This window comes from Pseudomonas sp. 18173 (genome assembly GCF_050432945.1).
In the GTDB taxonomy this organism is placed as follows: domain Bacteria; phylum Pseudomonadota; class Gammaproteobacteria; order Pseudomonadales; family Pseudomonadaceae; genus Aquipseudomonas.
The window spans coordinates 1-19,002 of sequence record NZ_JBKFTN010000012.1 but is presented as its reverse complement, the minus strand read 5'-3'; the positions used below and the strand labels follow the sequence as shown (position 1 = coordinate 19,002).

General features: G+C 60.8%; 21 protein-coding genes. 9 read left to right on the top strand and 12 right to left on the bottom strand.

Translation table 11 applies throughout. The annotated features are described in order from the left end of the window. Positions 1-165: 165 nt before the first annotated feature. Positions 166-771, bottom strand: a complete 606-nt coding sequence (locus ACLD1X_RS14930; RefSeq protein WP_429368847.1) for a glutathione S-transferase N-terminal domain-containing protein — start codon at positions 769-771, stop codon at positions 166-168. Between the two features lie 370 nt (positions 772-1,141). On the opposite strand from ACLD1X_RS14930, the gene ACLD1X_RS14925 reads away from it, so the two are divergent. From ACLD1X_RS14925 to ACLD1X_RS14915, 3 genes are all read left to right on the top strand, one after another. Beyond that, positions 1,142-1,546, top strand: a complete 405-nt coding sequence (locus tag ACLD1X_RS14925) for a TraR/DksA family transcriptional regulator (RefSeq protein ID WP_007935965.1) — start codon at positions 1,142-1,144, stop codon at positions 1,544-1,546. Between the two features lie 238 nt (positions 1,547-1,784). After that, positions 1,785-3,389 (top strand): methyl-accepting chemotaxis protein, encoded by a 1,605-nt coding sequence (locus tag ACLD1X_RS14920; RefSeq protein ID WP_429368844.1) that lies wholly within the window; start codon positions 1,785-1,787, stop codon positions 3,387-3,389. Positions 3,390-3,518: 129 nt separating this feature from the next. After that, complete coding sequence (locus ACLD1X_RS14915) at positions 3,519-3,722, top strand: hypothetical protein (RefSeq protein WP_429368842.1); 204 nt, start codon at positions 3,519-3,521, stop codon at positions 3,720-3,722. A 5-nt stretch (positions 3,723-3,727) separates the two neighbouring features. Here the strand turns inward: ACLD1X_RS14915 and ACLD1X_RS14910 are convergent, their stop codons facing one another. The 3 genes from ACLD1X_RS14910 to ACLD1X_RS14900 all read right to left on the bottom strand — a co-directional run bounded on the left by ACLD1X_RS14910 (position 3,728) and on the right by ACLD1X_RS14900 (position 4,736). Further along, the gene (locus ACLD1X_RS14910; protein WP_429368840.1) at positions 3,728-3,964 is read right to left on the bottom strand and encodes a DUF2789 domain-containing protein; all 237 of its coding nucleotides are present in this window, start codon (positions 3,962-3,964) and stop codon (positions 3,728-3,730) included. Between the two features lie 131 nt (positions 3,965-4,095). After that, positions 4,096-4,326: a hypothetical protein gene (locus ACLD1X_RS14905; RefSeq protein WP_008020538.1), complete on the bottom strand. Its 231-nt coding sequence runs from the start codon at positions 4,324-4,326 to the stop codon at positions 4,096-4,098. 161 nt (positions 4,327-4,487) lie between these two features. Then, positions 4,488-4,736 carry a hypothetical protein gene (locus ACLD1X_RS14900; RefSeq protein WP_429368838.1) on the bottom strand — a complete coding sequence of 83 codons (249 nt, stop codon included), beginning with the start codon at positions 4,734-4,736 and terminating at the stop codon, positions 4,488-4,490. A 434-nt stretch (positions 4,737-5,170) separates the two neighbouring features. Between ACLD1X_RS14900 and ACLD1X_RS14895 the strand changes: the two genes are divergently transcribed. The 4 genes from ACLD1X_RS14895 (at position 5,171) to ACLD1X_RS14880 (ending at position 7,511) form a co-directional block, all read left to right on the top strand. Then, a complete protein-coding gene (locus ACLD1X_RS14895) occupies positions 5,171-5,620 on the top strand; it encodes a hypothetical protein (protein WP_429369140.1) in 450 nt (149 codons plus the stop codon). Then, on the top strand, positions 5,620-5,823 hold the full coding sequence (locus ACLD1X_RS14890; protein ID WP_429368836.1) for a hypothetical protein: 204 nt from the start codon (positions 5,620-5,622) through the stop codon (positions 5,821-5,823). Before ACLD1X_RS14895 ends, ACLD1X_RS14890 begins: the two co-directional genes overlap by 1 nt. A 118-nt stretch (positions 5,824-5,941) precedes the next feature. Continuing rightward, positions 5,942-6,955 (top strand): ABC transporter substrate-binding protein, encoded by a 1,014-nt coding sequence (locus ACLD1X_RS14885; RefSeq protein WP_429368834.1) that lies wholly within the window; start codon positions 5,942-5,944, stop codon positions 6,953-6,955. A gap of 118 nt (positions 6,956-7,073) precedes the next feature. After that, positions 7,074-7,511, top strand: coding sequence for a DUF3995 domain-containing protein (locus ACLD1X_RS14880; protein ID WP_429368832.1), 438 nt, complete (start codon positions 7,074-7,076; stop codon positions 7,509-7,511). A gap of 172 nt (positions 7,512-7,683) precedes the next feature. Here the strand turns inward: ACLD1X_RS14880 and ACLD1X_RS14875 are convergent, their stop codons facing one another. The 7 genes from ACLD1X_RS14875 to ACLD1X_RS14845 all read right to left on the bottom strand — a co-directional run bounded on the left by ACLD1X_RS14875 (position 7,684) and on the right by ACLD1X_RS14845 (position 15,641). Beyond that, positions 7,684-8,046: a Na+/H+ antiporter subunit G gene (locus ACLD1X_RS14875; protein ID WP_085714755.1), complete on the bottom strand. Its 363-nt coding sequence runs from the start codon at positions 8,044-8,046 to the stop codon at positions 7,684-7,686. Next, positions 8,043-8,321, bottom strand: coding sequence for a K+/H+ antiporter subunit F (locus ACLD1X_RS14870; protein WP_429368830.1), 279 nt, complete (start codon positions 8,319-8,321; stop codon positions 8,043-8,045). Before ACLD1X_RS14870 ends, ACLD1X_RS14875 begins: the two co-directional genes overlap by 4 nt. Then, positions 8,318-8,806: a Na+/H+ antiporter subunit E gene (locus ACLD1X_RS14865; RefSeq protein WP_429368828.1), complete on the bottom strand. Its 489-nt coding sequence runs from the start codon at positions 8,804-8,806 to the stop codon at positions 8,318-8,320. Before ACLD1X_RS14865 ends, ACLD1X_RS14870 begins: the two co-directional genes overlap by 4 nt. After that, positions 8,803-10,488, bottom strand: a complete 1,686-nt coding sequence (locus tag ACLD1X_RS14860) for a monovalent cation/H+ antiporter subunit D (protein WP_429368826.1) — start codon at positions 10,486-10,488, stop codon at positions 8,803-8,805. The genes ACLD1X_RS14865 and ACLD1X_RS14860 overlap by 4 nt, the downstream gene beginning before the upstream one ends. Beyond that, entirely contained in the window at positions 10,485-10,829 is a 345-nt protein-coding gene (locus ACLD1X_RS14855; protein ID WP_008020558.1) for a Na+/H+ antiporter subunit C, read from the bottom strand. Before ACLD1X_RS14855 ends, ACLD1X_RS14860 begins: the two co-directional genes overlap by 4 nt. Further along, the gene (locus ACLD1X_RS14850; protein WP_429368824.1) at positions 10,829-13,747 is read right to left on the bottom strand and encodes a monovalent cation/H+ antiporter subunit A; all 2,919 of its coding nucleotides are present in this window, start codon (positions 13,745-13,747) and stop codon (positions 10,829-10,831) included. Before ACLD1X_RS14850 ends, ACLD1X_RS14855 begins: the two co-directional genes overlap by 1 nt. 958 nt (positions 13,748-14,705) lie before the next feature. Next, positions 14,706-15,641, bottom strand: a complete 936-nt coding sequence (locus tag ACLD1X_RS14845; RefSeq protein ID WP_429368822.1) for a DMT family transporter — start codon at positions 15,639-15,641, stop codon at positions 14,706-14,708. Positions 15,642-15,725: 84 nt separating this feature from the next. Between ACLD1X_RS14845 and ACLD1X_RS14840 the strand changes: the two genes are divergently transcribed. Both ACLD1X_RS14840 and ACLD1X_RS14835 read left to right on the top strand, forming a co-directional pair. Continuing rightward, positions 15,726-16,289, top strand: coding sequence for a helix-turn-helix domain-containing protein (locus ACLD1X_RS14840; protein ID WP_429368820.1), 564 nt, complete (start codon positions 15,726-15,728; stop codon positions 16,287-16,289). A 14-nt stretch (positions 16,290-16,303) separates the two neighbouring features. Next, complete coding sequence (locus tag ACLD1X_RS14835) at positions 16,304-17,710, top strand: FAD/NAD(P)-binding protein (RefSeq protein WP_429368818.1); 1,407 nt, start codon at positions 16,304-16,306, stop codon at positions 17,708-17,710. Between the two features lie 24 nt (positions 17,711-17,734). Here ACLD1X_RS14835 and ACLD1X_RS14830 read toward each other — a convergent pair whose 3' ends face one another. Beyond that, positions 17,735-18,469, bottom strand: coding sequence for a substrate-binding periplasmic protein (locus tag ACLD1X_RS14830; RefSeq protein WP_429368817.1), 735 nt, complete (start codon positions 18,467-18,469; stop codon positions 17,735-17,737). Between the last annotated feature and the right edge of the window lie 533 nt (positions 18,470-19,002).

The following is a 19,002-nucleotide window of genomic DNA, read 5'->3' as shown; positions in this document are numbered from 1 at the left end:
GCCAAGAAATGATCGCAGGCTTCCTAAATAAAAGTTCATGGGCATTGCGGGTTTGCGCCAATTCATAAAACCCTCTGAGCAAATTCGCAGCCACAAGAGAACGCAATTCCACTTGTGGGAGCGAGCCTGCTCGCGAAAAGGAAGGATCAGGCGAAGCGAGTCCATCTATTGAATGGGCGTATCCACAAACACCTCAAGCCCCTCGGCATACGCCGTGAATGCGGCGATCCGCGGAAACTGTGCCGCACTCACCTGATCCGGCACCACCAGGTTGGTAAAGCTCCACGCCACCGCGAGGGTAATGCCGTCCTGCTCAATCGAGCCGTCAGTCTTCAGCGGCTGCTTTTCCAGTTCCTGCTCCAACGCTGAGTAGGCTGCCGTCAGCTGTCCTTCCACCCGTTGCACCCAGGGTTCGAACTGAATCTCCGCCGGCCGCAGGTTGCGCTCATAATAAAGCTGCACGGACTTTTCGCTGGCGGCCAACGCCAGGCCAATCAGGCGCAAAGCGCGCAGGCGCTGACCCGGCTCGGCAGGCATCAGGCTTTTTGGGGCCAGGGTTTCCAGGTAGTCGATGATCAGCGTCGAATCCATCAACACTTCACCGTCATCCAGTACCAGCGTGGGCGCCTTGACCACCGGGTTGATCTGGCGGAATTGTTCGAAGTGGCGGAACACCGAGACCGACCGGTGTTCCAGCGTGATTCCCAAGGCTTTGGCAGAAATGGCGGCGCGCCTTACATAGGGCGAGTCCAGCATACCGATCAGCTTCATGGTCCTTTCCTTTATATGGCCATTTCGGGAGGGACAACCTTAGCTGAGGTTCGCAACCCTGCAAATGACCGTGAATATTGCCCGGTGCTCGCCGTTTGTCTTCCATATACAGCCGCTCGATTGAATTTCTTGCTATAAACGCACTCCGATGACCACCTCAAAGCCTGCCGTAGAGCATTTTCGGGGCTTTGTCGGACAAATTCGCTGTCTTTTCAGTTGCTGATGCCTCAAGTCGGCCGTAGACTGCCGCCCCTCGTAAATTGAGTGCCGGGTGGCGCTTGGAACAAACGGCGCCTTTCCGATGGCCTGCCCGGGTCTGCCGGAACGCTCCCTTATTCGCCTTAATGCACGTTTTTTTATAGAGATATCAATGACAAAGGACAAGTTGCTGGCCATGCCGGCGGATGACTACATGAATGCCGAGCAACATGCTTTTTTCTCCGAGCTGTTGCAAAACATGAAAGTCGAAACCCATGAGCGCATCGAACAGAACCGCATCGCCATCGAAAGCCTGGACACCCCGGCCGATCCGGCAGACGCGGCTTCGGTCGAAGAAGAGCGCACCTGGCTGGTGAACGCTATCGATCGCGACCAGCGCATGCTGCCTCAGTTGGAACAAGCGCTGGAACGCATCAAGGAAGACAGCTTCGGCTGGTGCGATGACAGCGGCGAGCCAATTGGCCTCAAGCGCCTGCTGATCAGCCCGACCACCAAGTACTGCATCGAAGCTCAGGAACGTCACGAGCAAATCGACAAGCACCAGCGTCAGGCCTGATTCTGTGAGGCAGCCCTTTTAATTCGGGCTGCCTTGAAAAGATCGCAGCCTGTGGCAGCTCCTGCGCAATTGAAGCAGGACGCTGGTGCAGGCTGCGATCTTTGTTTTCTGCTGTCTTCGATTTCCCGGTTCTTCTATTGATCTGCTGCAACATTCGCGACTAAAGGCTCATGGATAATGGCCTTATGGTGGCGTTTAATGCGAAGACAACAATTAGAAGCTTTCCGGGGTGACAAAGATGACGAGAGACGGCTCTCTGGTTGCGGCAGTACCTGCAGCAGTGCTGTTGCCGAAAAATCGCTGGCTGACACCGACGCTGCAAAGCATCGCCCTGATGCTGTTGTTATGTGGCATGACGCTGGGCGAATGGTCTCTCTACCTTGGCCTGCCCCTGGCCGTATTGATTATCTGGCTGCCTCGCCTGCGTTCGCGCGCGACCCCGCAGGCCGCTTGCGCCGACAACCCTGATGCCATCGGCGAGTTGACTCGCGATCTTTCCCACACCACCAGCCATAACGCGCTATCGGCGGCGGGCGTGGCGTTTTCGGTTCGGCAACTGGCGGAAAAACTGCAATCGCAGCTCACGGCGGCGGCCCGGATCGTCAGCAACGCCGAGGTCATGATCACCACCGAACAGGCCACCTCGACGCTCAGTCGCCAGGCGCTGAGCGCTGCCAGCGAGGCTCATCAAAGTGGTGCGGTCGGGCGAACGGAGCTGATCGAGTCCATTGCGCGCATGCATCAGCTCAGCCAGCGCGCCAGCAACAGCCGTGAGCTGATCGAAGCCTTGAGCCTGCGCAGCGATGATATCCAGCGCGTGACCCTGGTGATTCAGTCCATCGCCAGCCAGACCAATCTGTTGGCGTTGAACGCTGCCATTGAAGCGGCGCGGGCGGGGGAACACGGTCGCGGGTTTGCCGTGGTGGCCGACGAGGTTCGTGGGCTCGCTGCGCGCACGGCGGCCGCCACGGGTGAAGTCGGCGAGATGGTGGCCGACATCCAGCAACGCACGGCGCAGGTGGTGGAGCAGATCCGCCAACTGTCCAGCGACCTCGACGCTGGCGTCGGGCAGGTCGAACGGACGGGCCAGCATCTGGAGAACATTGCCCGTCTGGCGGCCAGTGTCGAATCCCAGGTCGGAGAAATCGCCCGGGGCGCGGACACCAACCGTGAACAGCTCGACAGCCTGTTTCACGCCATCGAACAGATGCGCAGCGACCTGGCGGTCAGCGACCAGCAGACTCAGCGTCTGGCCCATGCGGCGGTACAAATGGAAGGACAAGCCGAAACCATCAGCGAGCGTCTTGCCGAGGTGGGGCTGGATGATTATCACCAGCGGATCTATGACCTGGCCCGGGAAGGCGCGAGCCAGATCGCAGCGCGTTTCGAGGCGGATATCGATGCCGGTCGAATCAGTCTCGACGATTTGTTCGACCGCAATTACCAGGTCATCCCCAATACCAGCCCGACCAAGTACCAGACGCGTTTCGACCGCTACACCGATCAGGTTTTGCCAACCATCCAGGAACCGTTGTTGCCGCGTCACGAAGGATTGGTGTTCGCCATCGCCTGCACCCAGCAGGGTTATGTGCCGACCCACAACCATGTGTTCAGCCAGCCGCTGACGGGGGACGCGCAGTTCGATGCCTTGCAGAACCGCACCAAACGCAAGTTCGCTGACCGCACCGGGATCCGCTGTGGCAGCCATCAGAAGGCCGTGCTGCTGCAAACCTACACCCGCGACACCGGAGAGTTGATGCACGATCTCTCGGTGCCGATCATGCTCAAGGGGCGTCATTGGGGCGGTTTGCGCCTGGGCTACAAACCGGAAGAGCCGCGCTAGACATCGCAGCTTGCCGGGTGATTGTTACAAATTATGCAATTAACCTGTGCAGGGTATTGCTGTTTCCTCGCCAGAAAACTAATTAACATACCTATTAATTAGGTTGCTAATGGAGTTCGGGAGGTCAGCATGCAGGGCAAAGTTGATGTCGCGGTCATGATCGGCAGCGGGGTACCTGCCAATCTGCGCTCCCTGGGGCGTAAGGTTTGCTGGGTGGTGTTGCTCAATGGCGAGCGCCGGGGCACGGCATTCTCCAGTCGCGACGAAGCGGAGGAGTGCAAGGCTGCCTGGTTGGCGCAATTGAACGCCGAAAGGCCTGGCAGCCTGCATTGAGGTTGTCAGTGTGTCTGGTGCATGCGCAGGTTCAGGTCATCGACCACCCGCGCCCAGTCTGCGTCTTCGCGTAATTGTTCCTTGAGGAAGCCGGCCTGCTGTGGTGACCAGAACTCGGCGTCGATGAGTTTCTTGTCGCCAGGCAGGGAATGGCCGGCAATGAAGTCGTCGATCGCTTTCTGGCTGGAGTCCAGGCCGAGCTGGTCGAACAGGCCTTTCAGGTTGTGTGTCGGTGATTCCATCTTCATCTCCTTGCAGGTCGTCAGTCGGGTCGAGGGGCAACGCGCGGAACCTTGCATCGAGGGCGCCGCGCGGGTGGAGTTCGATCACGATGTTCAAGCGCAACAGTGAGCATAGACCGCCAGCCCGACAATCAGGCTTTCAATGCCCCCGCATCGACCGCCGCCTTCAGTTCCCTGGCCGATTCCTGGGCCGCAATGGCGGCGACATCCGGGGTCTTGAACCAGCGATCCTTTTCGACCTGGTGATACGTCACGGTTTTTAGCGGTGGTTTGGCGCGCATGACAATCACGGCCTGGAACTCACCGTCGATTTCTCTGGCTTCACCCCGGATAAAAAACTCGCCGATATCAAATTCCGTCACGTTGCAGACTTCCCCTGGAAATATATTGTTGTTGTCAACGTAACCCGATTTTTCCGGATCCGTTTTATTGGGCGGGCAGTATGGCAGTAGTTGCCCGTCGACGGCTGAGATAAGTCGGCGGGCAGACCAAACGTCGATGGAAGGGAGTGCGGTGGTGCATGTCAACTGTGTGAGTCAAGAAACCGGGCGAGGGCGCAGGCTTCATTGTGGTTGGCTCGGAAACCTCTGACGCAGCCTGTAGAAATTTCCTTGATGTGAAAGAAGGCAATGCCTGCCATCACCACCTGAAATCGCGGGCGAGCGGGGGTGTCGGCAAGCGGTTCATGGCCGCGGAACCCTGACGGGAGTGAGGTCGGCGCGGTTTTTGAGTCAGGCAGCAAGGGGTAGGCAAAGTGTGTCAGCGTGCACATATGAAGTCCTTTTCATTGTTTTACCGACGTATGTACGTCGTTTTGGCTAGTCTCCAAGAGCATCGCTGCTCTAGAATCACCCTCACTGGTGGGTGAATGATGTTTATCTAAAGCAATTTTTCGCTGACGATATGTAGGAAAAGATTTTTTCTTGATGAGATTTTTCCCCGAAGTTGATAGTCCATAATTTTCTGGCAGCAGGAAGGGCGTTTTCCTTCAGCCTGTGACGAACGCCAGTCAGGACGACGCGAATGACGTTCCAGTAGTCTTCTCAAGCTTCGTGATGAATGAGTGCACTGCTCATTCAGGACATCAATCCGGGTTCTTTGGCTACACCTTCGGCATTGCCGCTTTTTTGGCTGTGCGTTTATTTTTCGCGTACGGCACCATTTTTCAGATGTGGGGATGTTTCCTTGGCAGTAAGTAATCTCGATATGCACGCCTTGTTCGTGCTGGGCGATTTGCGCGCAAAGCTGGTCAAGCAGTTTCAGTCACGTTTCGTTTACATCACCGAACAGAACGCTGAAGGCATTTACATTGCCGAAATCGACACCGAATCAGCCCTGGTGGTGGACGACAAACCCGGACTCAAACTCAAGGTCGGCGATCATTTCAGCGCTTCGGTGCTGCCCAGTCGCGAAGGCGGCAAGCTGGACATCAGGTTCCGCGACATCAAGCTGACGGTTTACGGAATTGGCGATTACGCCTTCGTGACCACGGCCGACGGTCAGGGGATTGTGTTCAAGGAAGGTCATAGCGTGGTGATGGTGTTTGCCGCCCATCAACAGTTGCAGGATGGCCTGACCAAGACCCTCAAGGCCGTGACCGCCAAAGCGGCCAAGTGGCGCAAGGGCGAGTTGGTGACCTTCAAGGCCAGCGAGTGATGACCCTGACCCGCGCCGACTTCCACGAGCAGAACCTGGCCCGCGCTCAAGACGACGCGCGGCGGCTGTTCGGGCAGAAGACCATTCTGCAGGGAGCCTGGCTGAATTGGGTGGCGTCACAGCTTTACCAACTGCAACCGGCGCCATACGCCAGTATGGTCAGGCGAGAGCTGACGCGTTTGCAGGAAATTTCCGAAAACTGATCCACGCACCTCGAAAGCAGGAACCTCTACTACAGTCAATGGACTGAGTATCCAGAGGCTTCGCGGTCTGCTGCCAGACCATCCTGCCATTGCTGTGAACAGCGCGAGGTGCAAAAGCATGAACGGATTTCGACGGTTGCTGACTGCTGTCCTGGCCATTTTCGGTTTGCTGGCGACACCCGCCCCGGTGTTGGCCGCCCAGGCGCCGATCCACTTTGCCGACCTGAACTGGGAAAGCGGCAGCCTGATTACCGATGTCCTGCGCATCATTGTCGAGAAGGGCTACGGGTTGCCGACCGACACCTTGCCAGGCACCACCATTACCCTGGAAACCGCGCTGGCCAATAATGACATCCAGGTCATTGGCGAAGAGTGGGCCGGTCGCAGCCCGGTCTGGGTCAAGGCGGAAGCCGAAGGCAAAGTCGTCAGCCTCGGCGACACGGTCAAGGGCGCTACCGAAGGCTGGTGGGTGCCGGAATATGTGATCAAGGGCGACCCGGCCAAGGGCATCAAGCCGCTGGCACCAGAGCTGCGCAGCGTCAGCGACCTGCCGCGTTACAAGGACGTGTTCAAGGACCCGGAAGCCCCGACCAAGGGACGTTTCCTCAACAGTCCTATCGGCTGGACTTCGGAAGTGGTCAACAAGCAGAAGCTCAAGGCGTATGGGCTGGACGACACTTACGTGAACTTCCGCAGCGGTTCGGGCGCGGCACTGGATGCCGAGATCAGTTCGTCCATTCATCGTGGCAAGCCGGTGCTGTTTTACTACTGGTCGCCCACGCCGTTGCTTGGCCGCTTCAAGCTGATTCAACTGGAAGAGCCTCCGTTCAACGCTGAAGCCTGGAAGACCTTGACCGACGCCGACAACCCCGATCCGCAGCCGACCCGGTCCCTGGCCTCCAAGCTGTCGATCGGTGTGTCCACCCCCTTTCAAAAACAATATCCGCAAATTGCCGAGTTCTTTACCAGGGTCGACTTTCCTATCGACCCCCTGAACAAAGCGCTGGCCCAGATGAGCGAGAAACATACGCCACCGCGTCAGGCGGCAGAGGCCTTCATGAAGACCCATCCGGACGTCTGGCGGGCCTGGCTGCCCAAGGACGTGGCGGATAAAGTCGCCGCCGCCCTCTAAGTGCTGCCGCTGGCCGGGATCTTTTGATCTTTGTCATAAAAAAGCAAAATCAAGACATCGCAGCCTGCGGTAGCTCCTACAATGTTCAGCTCATATCCCTTTCAAGGATCTCTGAACCATGACCCTGTTGTTGGCTCAGTCGCTGGTAACGATCTTCGCAGTGATCAGTCTGGTGCATGTGTATTGGGCGTTGGGTGGTGAGTGGGCGGCGGTGGCGGCGGTCCCGCAAATACCGCAGGAGGGCAGTGCGCAACTGCGACCGGCGTTCAAGCCACGGGGCTGGATCACGCTGGTGGTGGCAGGGATGTTGCTGTTGATTGCCGTGCTGGTGTGTTGGCGAGTGGGGTGGTGTCTGCCACCGTCGCATCACTGGTCGTTGCAGTGGGTGATCAGCGCGATTGCGATTTTGCTGTTTGCCCGGGCCATTGGCGATTCGGAGCTGGTGGGTTTTTTCAAGGAGGTCAAGGGTTCGGAATTTGCCCGGCTCGATACCTGGGTTTATTCGCCGTTGTGCGTGGTGCTGGGGGCGGGGTTGTTGGCGGTGGCCTGGGTTTGAGCCAGGCCGGTCGTACTGTATTGGCTGACCTGTCGCTTTCGTCGGATCGCCGCCCGGGGCAAGCCCGCTCCCACAGTGATCCCGGTCGATCACAACTTTTGTATACACCCGAGAACCTGTGGGAGCGGGCTTGCCCGCGATGAGGCCGGTCCAGGCACTAAAGGTCTTTGCTCTAACTGCCGCTCTCAGTACGCCGACTGCTCACCTCGGCCGGCACATCGTCCCCGGCCATGCGTTTGCGAAACAGCGCCGCCCGGGCCAGCAGCAAGGTGGTCACCGGTACGGTAATCGCCAGCAGGATCGGAATCAACCAGGCGTGCAATACCGGCGCGGACTTGAGCGCTGAAAAGTAGATGATCGAAGCCAGTGCCACGCACCAGGCTCCGAGCGTCGAGGCCAGGGCGGGTGGGTGCATGCGCTGGAAATAATCCTTCATGCGCAAAAGGCCCGTGGCGCCAATCAACGCAAACAGACTGCCGAGCACCAGCAGGATCGCCACCGGTATTTCCACCCACATCGACAATGGCGCATTCATTCGATCACCTCGCCACGCAGCAGGAATTTCGCCAGGGCGAACGAGCCGACGAAACCGAACAGTGCAATCAGCAGTGCCGCCTCGAAGTACGTATCACTGGCATAACGGATACCCAGCGCCAGCATCATCAGCATCGCGACGATGTACAGGTAGTCCAGCGCCAGAACCCGGTCCTGGGCCGACGGCCCCTTGAACAGGCGGATCAGGGTCAGGATCATCGCCAGGGAAAAGAAGAACAGGCTCAGCACGATCGCGTTCGACAGCAACGGGCTCATTCGAAGATCTCCATCAACGGACGTTCGTAGGTCGCCTTGAAGTGCTGGATGAACAGCGCCTCATCGTCCAGGTCGAAGACGTGCAACAGCAAAATGCTGCGATCCAGCGCCAGCTCCGACCAGACCGTGCCGGGCACCACCGTGGTGATCATCGACAGTGCGGCCAGGCCGTTGGCATCGCGCAGGTCCAGCGGTACCTTGATGAATCGCGAGCGGGGCGGGCGCCGACCGGCATTGAGCACGCCCCAGGCCACGGCGAGGTTGGACTCCAGCACATCACGCCCGACCACCAGCAGCAGACGCAGGATCACCCAGGGACGACGGATGCGTACCGGCAGCGGACGCAACCTGCGCATCATCAGCGGCGCACAAAACCCCAGCGCCGCACCCAGCAGCAGATTGCCGGGGGTTGTCGACAGGTTCAACAACAGCCACAGCAGCCACAAGGCCAGCGACAGCAACGGTGCAGGAAACAGGCGCTTCATGGTTGCACCTCCAGCGAGGTCGCCTCGGCCGTCGGGTTTGGTACGACGCGAGTGTCGAGCACGGCCATTACATACTGCTGCGGGTTGTACAAGGCATCGGCGGCGGCCTGGGTGTAGCGCAGCAGCGGATCGGCCATGAAGGTCAGCGCAATACTCAAGCCCAGAAGTGCGAAGATCGGTATGCATTCGAAGCGTCGCAGCAGGGGCGATGGTCGTTCCGCCGGGGTCCAGAAGCGCTGGATGCCCAGGCGCGAGAACGCGATCAGCGATGCCAGCCCGGACAAGATCAACAACACCAGCAGGCCCCAGGCGGCACTGGAGACAGGTACGTCGGCGCTGTTGCCCAGGCCGGATGGATTGAGCAAGGCGCCGATCAAGCCGAGTTTGCCGATAAACCCGGAGAGCGGCGGCATGCCGATGATCAGCAAGGCGCAGGCGATGAAACTCAGGCCGAGAAACGCCATGGTCCAGGGGATGACCTGGCCGACCACGGCCTTCTGTTCGTCGTCGAGGTTGGTGCCTTTGGGCGGATGCAGGGATTCCAGTGGTCGGGGCAGCAGTTCGGCTTCATCCTCGAGCAGGACTTCGTTGGCCGAGCGCGAGCGCTCGATCAGTTCGGCCAGCAGGAACAGTGCGCTCAACGCCAGGGTCGAGCTGAACAGATAGAACAGCGCCGCGCCGACCAGTTTCGGCTGGGCGAACCCGATGGTCGACAACAGGATGCCCGCCGACACCAGGATGCTCAGGCTGGCCATGCGCTCCAGGCGTTGCGCGGCGAGGGTCGCGATGGCGGCGCAGACGATAGTCGCCATGCCGCCGTAGATCAGCCACTCGCCACCAAAGAACGCCGATGCCCCGGCCTCGGCGGAGAACAGTAGCGTCCACAGGCGCAGCAAGGTGTAGACGCCGACCTTGGTCATGATCGCGAACATCGCCGCCACTGGCGCACTGGCCGAGGAATAGGCCGGCACCAGCCAGAAGTTCAGTGGCCACATGCCGGCCTTGGCCAGGAACGCAACGGCCAGAATCCCGGCGCCGGCGTGCAGCAAACCCCGATCGGTCTCGGACACCAGCGGGATTTTTACCGCCAGGTCGGCCATGTTCAACGTGCCGGTGACGCCATAGATCAGCGCTGCGCCAATCAGGAACAGCGACGAGGCCAACAGGTTGATCGAGATGTAATGCAGCCCCGACGACACCCGTGCCCGGCCCGAGCCGTGGAGCATCAAGCCGTAGGACGCGGCCAGCAGCACCTCGAAGAATACGAACAGGTTGAACAGGTCAGCGGTGAGGAACGCGCCGTACAGGCCCATCAACTGGATCTGGAACAACGCGTGAAAGCTCGAACCGGCGCTGTCCCAGCGAGCCATGGCGAATAGCAGGGCGCTGACGCCGATGATGCCGGTCAACACCAGCATCAGTGCGGACAGGCGATCGACCACCAGCACCAGGCCGAACGGCACTTGCCAGTTGCTCGGCAGGTACACGCCGATGGAGCCTGGCACGCCGGTGGTTTGCGTCCATTGCAACAACGCCACGGCAATGCCCAGACCGAGCAGGCTGGAGAACAGATTGATCTTCGCCTTGAGCGGCCGGTGCTTCTCACCGAGCATCAGCATGATCGCGGCGGTCAGCAGCGGCAGCAGAATGGGCGCGACGATCAGGTGGGTCATCGCCATCATTCCCTGGGCTCCCGGCCATCCACATGGTCGGTGCCGGTCAGGCCCCGGGAGGCCAGCAGCACCACCAGAAACAACGCGGTCATGGCGAAGCTGATGACGATCGCCGTCAGCACCAGTGCCTGCGGCAACGGGTCGGTGTAATGCAGCAGGTCCTGAGGGATGCCGTCCTTGATGATCGGTTCCTTGCCGATGAACAGGCTGCCCATGCTGAAAATGAACAGGTTGACCCCGTAGGACAGCAGGCACAGGCCCATGACCACCTGGAACGTCCGAGGGCGCAGGATCAGCCAGACGCCGGACGCGGCCAGTACGCCGATGGCGATTGCGATGACTTCTTCCATCAGACGGCTCCCTTGGCGGTAACGGATTTGGGCTGGGCAGCGGTTTTGTGACCTCGCACCGATTGGTGGGCGAGGGCAGTGAGGATCAACAGGGTCGAGCCGACCACCACGCCGTACACACCGATGTCGAAGAACAGCGCGCTGGCCAGGTGAATGTCTCCCAGCAGCGGCAACGAGACGTGCCAGGTGTGGGTGGTCAGGAACGGATAGCCGACCACCATGGCACCCAGGCCGGTAGCCGTGGCAAACAGCAACCCGGTGCCCATCCAGCGCAGCGGCCGCAGGCTCATTTGCGCCTCGACCCACTGCGTGCCGGCGACCATGTATTGCAGGATGAAGGCCACCGACATCACAAGCCCGGCGACAAAACCGCCGCCCGGCTGATTGTGCCCGCGCATGAACAGGTAGAACGACACCACCAGCGCCACCGGCAACAGCAGGCGCACCAGTACCGCCGGCACCATCATGAAACCGAGCGCGGTATCGCTGGCGTGACGCGGGTTGACCAGGTCGGTGACCACATCCGGTGCAAGCAAGCGTTGCTGGGCCGGCAGTTGCAGGCTTTCCTTCGGCGGACGGAAGCGGCGCAGCAGGGCGTACACGGTCAGGGCCACGGCCGCCAGCACGGTGATTTCACCGAGGGTATCGAAACCACGGAAGTCCACCAGCATCACGTTGACCACGTTGCTGCCGCCGCCTTCGGGCAAGGCGCGACTCAGGTAGAAGGAGGAAATGTCGTTGGGGGTCTGGCGCGTCAGCATGGCGTAGGCCAGCAACGCCATGCCGATACCGACCGAGGTCGACAGCAGCAAGTCGCGGATACGCCGCACCCGCGCCCGGCGCAGGCTGCCTGGCAACGGCGAGACCTCCTCGATCCGGCGTGGCAGCCAGCGCAGGCCCAACAGGATCAGCACCGTGGTCACCACTTCGACCGCCAGTTGGGTCAGGGCCAGGTCCGGTGCCGAAAACCAGACGAAGGTGATGCAGGTCATCAAGCCGCAGACGCTGACCATGGTCAGGGCCGCGAGCCGGTGATACTTGGCCTGGTAGGCCGCGCCAAGGGCGCAGGCGATGGCCAGCAACCACAGGGTGACGAAGACGATCGATCCGGGGATTTTCGGCCGGTCACCCCAGTGAAGGCTGCTGTGCAGCATGGGAATCAACCCGGCCAACACGGCGGCGAGCACCACCAGGAACAACTGCATCTGCAGGCGCCGGGTGCCAATCCGGGGCTCCAGGCGACGGGCCAGGCGCATGATGGCGACCAGTGCATATTCGAACAGGTGCTTGCCGTCCAGGCGACCGATGACGGGTGGACGGTTGAAGCGTCCGCGCTTGAATTGATTGCGCAGCAGCAGATAGAGCGCGGTACCGCAGGACAACGCGATCAGGCTCATTATCATCGGCGCGTTCAGGCCATGCCAGATGGCCAGGCTGTATTCGGGCAGCGTGCCGCCGACCACCGGTTGCGCCGCCGCCGCGAGCAGCGGGCCGACCACCTGCGCCGGGAAGATCCCCACCAGCAGGCAGGTGAACACCAGCAACTCGACCGGTGCGCGCATCCAGCGTGGTGGCTCGTGGGGCGTGTGCGGCAGGTCGGTCGCGGGCGGACCGTAGAATACATCCACGGTGAAACGCAGGGAGTAGGCCACGCTGAAGGTGCCGGCAATCGTTGCCACGATCGGCAGGCTCAACTCGACCCAGCGCGTGGCATTGATGAACACGGTTTCGGCGAAGAACATTTCCTTGGACAGGAAACCGTTGAGCAACGGTACCCCGGCCATCGAGGCGCTGGCGACCATGGCCAGGGTGGCGGTAAACGGCATCAGCTTGTACAGGCCGCTGAGCTTGCGGATGTCGCGGGTGCCGCTTTCGTGGTCGATGATCCCGGCGGCCATGAACAGCGAGGCCTTGAAGGTCGCATGGTTGAGGATGTGGAACACCGCGGCCACGGCGGCCAGTGGACTGTTCAAGCCGAGCAGGAGTGTGATCAGGCCGAGGTGGCTGATGGTCGAGTAGGCCAGCAGCCCCTTGAGGTCGTTCTGGAACATCGCGCAATACGCCCCGAGCAACAGGGTGCAGGCACCGGCGCCGCTGACGATGTAGAACCATTCTTCACTGCCCGACAGCGAAGGCCATAACCGCGCGAGCAGAAATACCCCGGCCTTGACCATGGTCGCCGAGTGCAGGTACGCCGACACGGGGGTTGGCGCGGCCATGGCGTGGGGCAGCCAGAAATGAAAGGGAAATTGCGCACTTTTGCTCAGGGCGCCGATCAGGATCAGGGGCAACAGAATCGGGTAGAGGGCATGGGCGCGAATCAGGTCGCCTGCAGCCAGGACCTTGTCCAGGTCATAGCTGCCGACCACATGGCCAAGCAGCATGACCCCCGCCAGCAGGCACAAGCCGCCCGCGCCGGTCACCATCAGCGCCATGTAGGCACCGCGCCGGGCATCGGCGCGATGGTGCCAGTAGCCAATCAACAGGAACGAGAAGAGGCTGGTCAGCTCCCAGAAAAACACGATCTGGATCAGGTTGCCGGAGATCACCAGGCCGAGCATGGCGCCCATGAAGGCCAGGAAAAACGCGAAGAATCGGGGCACCGGATCGTTCGGTGACATGTAGTAGCGGGCGTACAGCGAAACCAGGGTGCCAATGCCCAGCACCAGGATGGAGAACAGCCAGGCGAAGCCGTCCATGCGCAGGACGAAGTTCAGGCCCAGGCTGGGCAACCAGGTAAACTCTTCGCGAATGACGCCACCGTGGGCGATCTGCGGGTACAGGAACGCGACCTGAAGGGTTCCGATCAGGGCGATCAGGCCAGCCAGCAGGGATTCGGCGTTTCGTGCGTTGTGCGGCAAAACGGCCGCCAAACAGCTGCCCAAGAAAGGCAAAAGCAGTAGAACTATCAGGGACATAGGCTTCTAATCTGCGGAAGTTTGTGAAGCATCATACGTGCCAGCTCCCGGATCACCAAACGCCAAGCTGTCGCAGAATCCTACACGGTAGCCGGAAAAGCCCTGATTCACATTGTTTCGGCTTGCAGGCCTGTTTTTTGTTTAAGGAGTACATATCCGTTGCTGCGGTAACGGCTGCAGGCGGTTTCGCCCTTACGGCGACTCACTTTTTTTACAAGCGCCTAAAAAAAGTAAGCAAAAAAACGCTCGCCCCGAACGTCCGGCCCCTCGCCAGGGCTCGGGGTTCCTTCGCTCCGGTGTCCATCCGGGGGCATTGCCCTCCGGTCGGCTGCGCGCGACCTACATGCAATGAGTTCGACTGCGTCGAACGGCGCTACGCGCCCATCCCCGGATGAACACCTCCACTCAGCCTGCCGAGGGGGCGGGTGGATCAAGATCAAGAGCGGCAGGCGAGCTAACGCTCGGCCTTGTAGGACCGAGCTTGCTCGCGATGGACGTCAACGATAACGCGGGCTGTCTGAATCCCCGCGGTGTCCCGGCGTTTTTCGCGAGCAGGCTCGCTCCTACAGAGGGGGAAACGCGTTCAATTGCGATCAGGCCGGACTGTAGGCCGCCTCGCTTTTGCTTTGGCTTTTGATCTGCTTGCCCCCTCGAGAGGCCGAGTGGAGGTTCTGCGCAGTGGGCAACCCGGCATGGATGCCGGGTTAGCCGCGTACGGCCATGGATGGCCGATCGCGGCGGGCCCACGGAGCAGGACCGGAGCGAGGGAATGCCGAGCCTTGGCGAGGCACCGAACGTCAGGGGCAAGAGCCCTTGGTTACTTGGGGCTCTTCCAAGTAACCCGCTGTAAGAGCGGAACCTTAAGTGGCCGTTACCGCAGAACCGGATATGTACACCAGTAAAAAATCCACACCGCCTGCTCGCAAAGGCTATTCAACAAAAAAACTGAGGCTACGGCTTAACCCTGTGTTTCCTGTTCCAGCTCTTGCTCGACCGCAGCCGCCTTACCCTTGGTCTTCAACTCGCTGACAATCACGGCCGCCACGATCATTCCGGCGCCGACCAGGGCAATCGCGGGCAGGCGCTCCCCGGCGATGCGCCCGACAATCCCTGCCCAAACCGGCTCGCCGGCATAGATCAGCGTGGCGCGGGTCGGTGACACGCTTTTCTGGGCCCAGTTCATCGCCACCTGAATCGCCGCACTCGCGGCCCCAAGGCCCAGCGCGCTGCACAACAGCAACCAGGAGAAGTCCGGAATCGCCTCGTTGGTCGGCACCACCATCAGGAACGACAGCACTGAAGTGACCGCCAGTTGCACCGCCGTCACCCGGCGCACATCGACCTGGCCGGCAAAGGTACTGATCAGGATGATCTCGGCTGCAATGGCCACGGCGCTGATCAAGGTGGCGATTTCACCGGGGCTGAAGTTGAACGACGCACCGGCCGGCCCGGACAACAGCATCAACCCGGTAAAGGCCAGCATGATGCCGATGCTGGGCATCAACCCCGGGCGCCGTCCCAGCACCAGCCATTGCAGCAACGGCACAAACGGGACATACAGCGCGGTAATGAATGCCGATTGGCTGCTGGGAATGCTCTGCAACCCGACCGTCTGCAAGCCGTAGCCGAGCATGATCGCCACGCCGATGAACGACCCGGCCTTGAGTTCGAACAGGGTCAGGTCGCGCAGGTGGCGCCAGGAAAACAGGGCGACGATGCTCGCGGCGGCGGCAAAGCGCAGGCCGACGAAAAACATCGGGCCACTGACGGTCATCGCATGCTGTACCAGCAGGAAGGTACCGCCCCAGACCATTGTGATCAGCACCAGCACGCATTCGGCCTTGCTGAACCTTGTAAAACGGGAGGAAACCTTTGGGGAGTTCACCGACGTCATGACCTTGCACGCTACTGGAGGGAGACGCACAATGCGCCGAATGTTGCGCAGTATACTGCCCAACCCCACTCAGTGAGCAATATAGTGCACAAAGATTCTATCCAGCGGGCGTCGGTCCTCCAGCACGTCAGTCAAAACGTCCGTCGTTTGCGTCATGCCGCCGACCTGAGCCAGATCGCGCTGGCCGAAAAGTCCGGTGTCAGCCGTCGAATGCTGGTGGCGATCGAGGCGGGGGAGAAGAACGTCAGCCTGACCACCCTCGACCGAGTGGCCGAAGCCCTCGACGTTGCCTTCAGTGATCTGATCCAGGCCCCCGACGCCCGCGATACCAGCCGTATCAACGAGCTGGCCTGGACCGGCACGATTCCCGGCAGCAAAGCGATATTGCTTTCCAAGGCCCACGCGAGCCGCGAAGTCGAGCAGTGGGAATGGTGCCTGCAACCGGGTGAGGTGTATCCGTCGGAGCCGGACGCCGATGGCTGGAGCGAGCAGATTTATGTATTCGAAGGTTGCCTGACAGTCATGCTCGGCGACCGGCCACAGATTATAGCGACGGGTGAATTCTTCATGTTCGCCAGCAACCAGCCGCACTGTTATCGCAATGACGGGGCAGTGGCGGCTCGGTTTGTCCGTAATGTGGTTATCTGAACAGGGAGCGTTAGATGGACCAGAGTATTACCAATGATGCCGACATCCTGATTGTCGGCGGCGGCCTCAGTGGTGCGTTGCTGGCGGTGCAGTTGATGCGTCTGCCGGGCCGGCGCCGGGTGCTGGTGATCGAGCCCCGGGCCGAGCTGGGGCGGGGCGAAGCCTACAGTGCAGTGGAACCGGGCCACACGCTCAATGGCAATGCGGCGCGGATGAGCGTCGATCCGGACAACGCCGACGACATGACCCAGTGGTTGACCGAGTACATCAAGGCGGGTGGCTGGCCGGAATCGGATCAGCAGCATGTGCCGGTCAGCGAACTGTTTGCGCCGCGGGGCGTATTTGGCCTGTATGTCCGGCAACGCCTGGCGCAAGCGCAGGCGGTGGGCGCCTTGAAGGGTTCGACGGTGGAGCATGTGCAGGCCGAGGCGGTCGATATGCAAACCGATGCCGACGTCGTACGGTTGACCTTGAGCGATGGGCGATGTGTGCAGGGCGCTTTTGCGGTACTGGCAACCGGGGTGTTTCCCGCCGCGCGCACGCCACAAATCCGCCCCAGTGGCTTGAACGCAACAGCCCTCGATCCGTGGGGCGTGGCGGCCATGCGGCAACTCGATCCGCAATCGACGGTCATGATCATCGGCTCGGGTCTGACCATGGTCGACGCCGTGGTGTCCCTGGAGCAGGCCGGGCACCGTGGGCCGATCGAAGTGTTTTCCCGCCATGGCCTGTTGCCTCATGTACGCCGCCAGTCACCGGCCTGGGTGGATTTTCTCGCTGAGGACCGGAGTCTTCGCACACCTCGCCAGTTGATGCGTGAATTGCGTCGACACTGCCGGGACGCCATCGCCCAAGACATCGATTGGCAGGCGCCGCTGAACACGGTACGGGCACACATTGGCCGCTTGTGGCATCAGGCGACGGATGTGCAGCGTCGGCAGTTTGTGCGCCATGTGCGGCCGTGGTGGGAAAGCCATCACCACCGCTCGCCACCCTTGAGTGCCGAATTGGTGGAGCGCTTATATAAGGAAGGGCGGCTACGTGTTCACGCCGCCTTCTACCAGGGCCTTGAACCGGCAATGGATGGCGGGGTGAGTATCCGCATTCGGCGACGCGGCGAGGCGCAGACCTGTGTGGTCAGCGGTGCGGCCCTGATCAACTCCAGCGGTATCGAATACGACTGGCGTCGGGTCGCGCGACCGCTGCCCCGGCAACTGCTCGCCCGAGGCCTGGTCCGGCCGGGACCGTTGGCCCTGGGCATCGCGGCAGAGGTTGATGGCGCGGTACTGAATGCCGAGGGGCAGCCTGCCAGCCGTCTGTTTGCCATGGGCCCGCCATTGCGTGGCATGTGGTGGGAAAGCACCTCCGTCGCCGATGTGGTGAGCCAGGCCAGAGCGTTGGCTGCGCGACTGGTGCGCTAGCCGCCCGTTCAACACTCCTCGCCTTCAACGCGGAGTGTTGGCGCTCAGCCATCGCTGTTTGAGTCGCTCCAGGCTCCCGTCCTGTTGCATCTGGTCCAGCGCCTCTTGCCAGCGTGCCACTTGACGGGCATCGGTCTGCAGGGAAAACGCAATGTAGCTGCCTTGCCGCATCAGCGGAATCTGGTAGTGCAGTTGGCTGGGCGGCAGGCCTTCTTCACGGGCCAGGGTGGCAATGGACAAGGTGTCGGCTACCACATAGTCGGCACGGCCCAGACGCGCCAGGCGTATCATTTGTTCGGGTGTTTCGACGCCATACAGATTGTTCAAACCCTGCTTCTGCAAGTAGTTGTAGGCCAGCCATTTGCGCGGCACCGCAATGGCACCATGGCTGGCGGCTTCCGGCAGGCTGCGTACCGGTGGCCGGGTGTTGTCGGCGGAATACAGTGCCGTTTCCACGTCCAGCAGCGGGCCGACCCATTGGTAAAGGTCATCGCGTTCGGCCGTGCGCAACACGGTGAACACGCCGGTGGCCGGTTCGCTGGTGGCGACGTGCAGGGCCCGCAGCAACGGCAATTGCTGAAGATGCACGCGATCCCCGGTGCGCTCGGCCAGTGCCCGCACTACGTCCACACCAAATCCCACCAGCTCGCCTCCTTGCTGGAAATGCAATGGCGGGTGGTTATCGGTGAGCAGGTTCAGGTCAGCCGCGCATGCGCCGAAGGTGAGGAAGTACAGCAGGCAAAGGGTAAAGCGCTTCATGAATCGTCCTTGATGAAGTGGCGTGCAGAGCTTAGTACGGGCGTACCATGGCTGTCCTGCACAATTGTCGGACTTTTTTGGCTTTCTTCAGGACTTGTTGATCAGGTTTTAGGGCTGTGTACATATCCGTTTTTTGGGTAACGACGGCTTGCGGTTTCGCCCTTACGGCGACTCACTTTTTTTACAAGCGCCTAAAAAAAGTAAGCAAAAAAACGCTCGGTATGACTCGCCCCGAACGTCCGGCCCCTCGCCAGGGCTCGGGGTTCCTTCGCTCCGGTGTCCATCCGGGGGCATTGCCCTCCGGTCGGCTGCGCGCGACCTACATGCAATGAGTTCGACTGCGTCGAACGGCGCTACGCGCCCATCCCCGGATGAACACCTCCACTCAGCCTGCCGAGGGGGCGGGTGGATCAAGATCAAGAGCGGCAGGCGAGCTAACGCTCGGCCTGTTGAGTGGTGAAAAGCTTGGGTGTTCGCTGATTTGCTTTGCTCTTCTGTGAGAGCTGGCTTGCCAGCGATGGCGGCCTGACAGT

What these genes read in the sequence shown, in the direction of transcription:
- ACLD1X_RS14930 (WP_429368847.1), bottom strand. Translation starts at nt 771, where the DNA reads ATGAAGCTGATCGGTATGCTGGACTCGCCCTATGTAAGGCGCGCCGCC.
- ACLD1X_RS14925 (WP_007935965.1), top strand. Translation starts at nt 1,142, where the DNA reads ATGACAAAGGACAAGTTGCTGGCCATGCCGGCGGATGACTACATGAAT.
- ACLD1X_RS14920 (WP_429368844.1), top strand. Translation starts at nt 1,785, where the DNA reads ATGACGAGAGACGGCTCTCTGGTTGCGGCAGTACCTGCAGCAGTGCTG.
- ACLD1X_RS14915 (WP_429368842.1), top strand. Translation starts at nt 3,519, where the DNA reads ATGCAGGGCAAAGTTGATGTCGCGGTCATGATCGGCAGCGGGGTACCT.
- ACLD1X_RS14910 (WP_429368840.1), bottom strand. Translation starts at nt 3,964, where the DNA reads ATGGAATCACCGACACACAACCTGAAAGGCCTGTTCGACCAGCTCGGC.
- ACLD1X_RS14900 (WP_429368838.1), bottom strand. Translation starts at nt 4,736, where the DNA reads ATGTGCACGCTGACACACTTTGCCTACCCCTTGCTGCCTGACTCAAAA.
- ACLD1X_RS14895 (WP_429369140.1), top strand. Translation starts at nt 5,171, where the DNA reads ATGCACGCCTTGTTCGTGCTGGGCGATTTGCGCGCAAAGCTGGTCAAG.
- ACLD1X_RS14890 (WP_429368836.1), top strand. Translation starts at nt 5,620, where the DNA reads ATGACCCTGACCCGCGCCGACTTCCACGAGCAGAACCTGGCCCGCGCT.
- ACLD1X_RS14885 (WP_429368834.1), top strand. Translation starts at nt 5,942, where the DNA reads ATGAACGGATTTCGACGGTTGCTGACTGCTGTCCTGGCCATTTTCGGT.
- ACLD1X_RS14880 (WP_429368832.1), top strand. Translation starts at nt 7,074, where the DNA reads ATGACCCTGTTGTTGGCTCAGTCGCTGGTAACGATCTTCGCAGTGATC.
- ACLD1X_RS14875 (WP_085714755.1), bottom strand. Translation starts at nt 8,046, where the DNA reads ATGAATGCGCCATTGTCGATGTGGGTGGAAATACCGGTGGCGATCCTG.
- ACLD1X_RS14870 (WP_429368830.1), bottom strand. Translation starts at nt 8,321, where the DNA reads ATGAGCCCGTTGCTGTCGAACGCGATCGTGCTGAGCCTGTTCTTCTTT.
- ACLD1X_RS14865 (WP_429368828.1), bottom strand. Translation starts at nt 8,806, where the DNA reads ATGAAGCGCCTGTTTCCTGCACCGTTGCTGTCGCTGGCCTTGTGGCTG.
- ACLD1X_RS14860 (WP_429368826.1), bottom strand. Translation starts at nt 10,488, where the DNA reads ATGATGGCGATGACCCACCTGATCGTCGCGCCCATTCTGCTGCCGCTG.
- ACLD1X_RS14855 (WP_008020558.1), bottom strand. Translation starts at nt 10,829, where the DNA reads ATGGAAGAAGTCATCGCAATCGCCATCGGCGTACTGGCCGCGTCCGGC.
- ACLD1X_RS14850 (WP_429368824.1), bottom strand. Translation starts at nt 13,747, where the DNA reads ATGTCCCTGATAGTTCTACTGCTTTTGCCTTTCTTGGGCAGCTGTTTG.
- ACLD1X_RS14845 (WP_429368822.1), bottom strand. Translation starts at nt 15,641, where the DNA reads ATGACGTCGGTGAACTCCCCAAAGGTTTCCTCCCGTTTTACAAGGTTC.
- ACLD1X_RS14835 (WP_429368818.1), top strand. Translation starts at nt 16,304, where the DNA reads ATGGACCAGAGTATTACCAATGATGCCGACATCCTGATTGTCGGCGGC.
- ACLD1X_RS14830 (WP_429368817.1), bottom strand. Translation starts at nt 18,469, where the DNA reads ATGAAGCGCTTTACCCTTTGCCTGCTGTACTTCCTCACCTTCGGCGCA.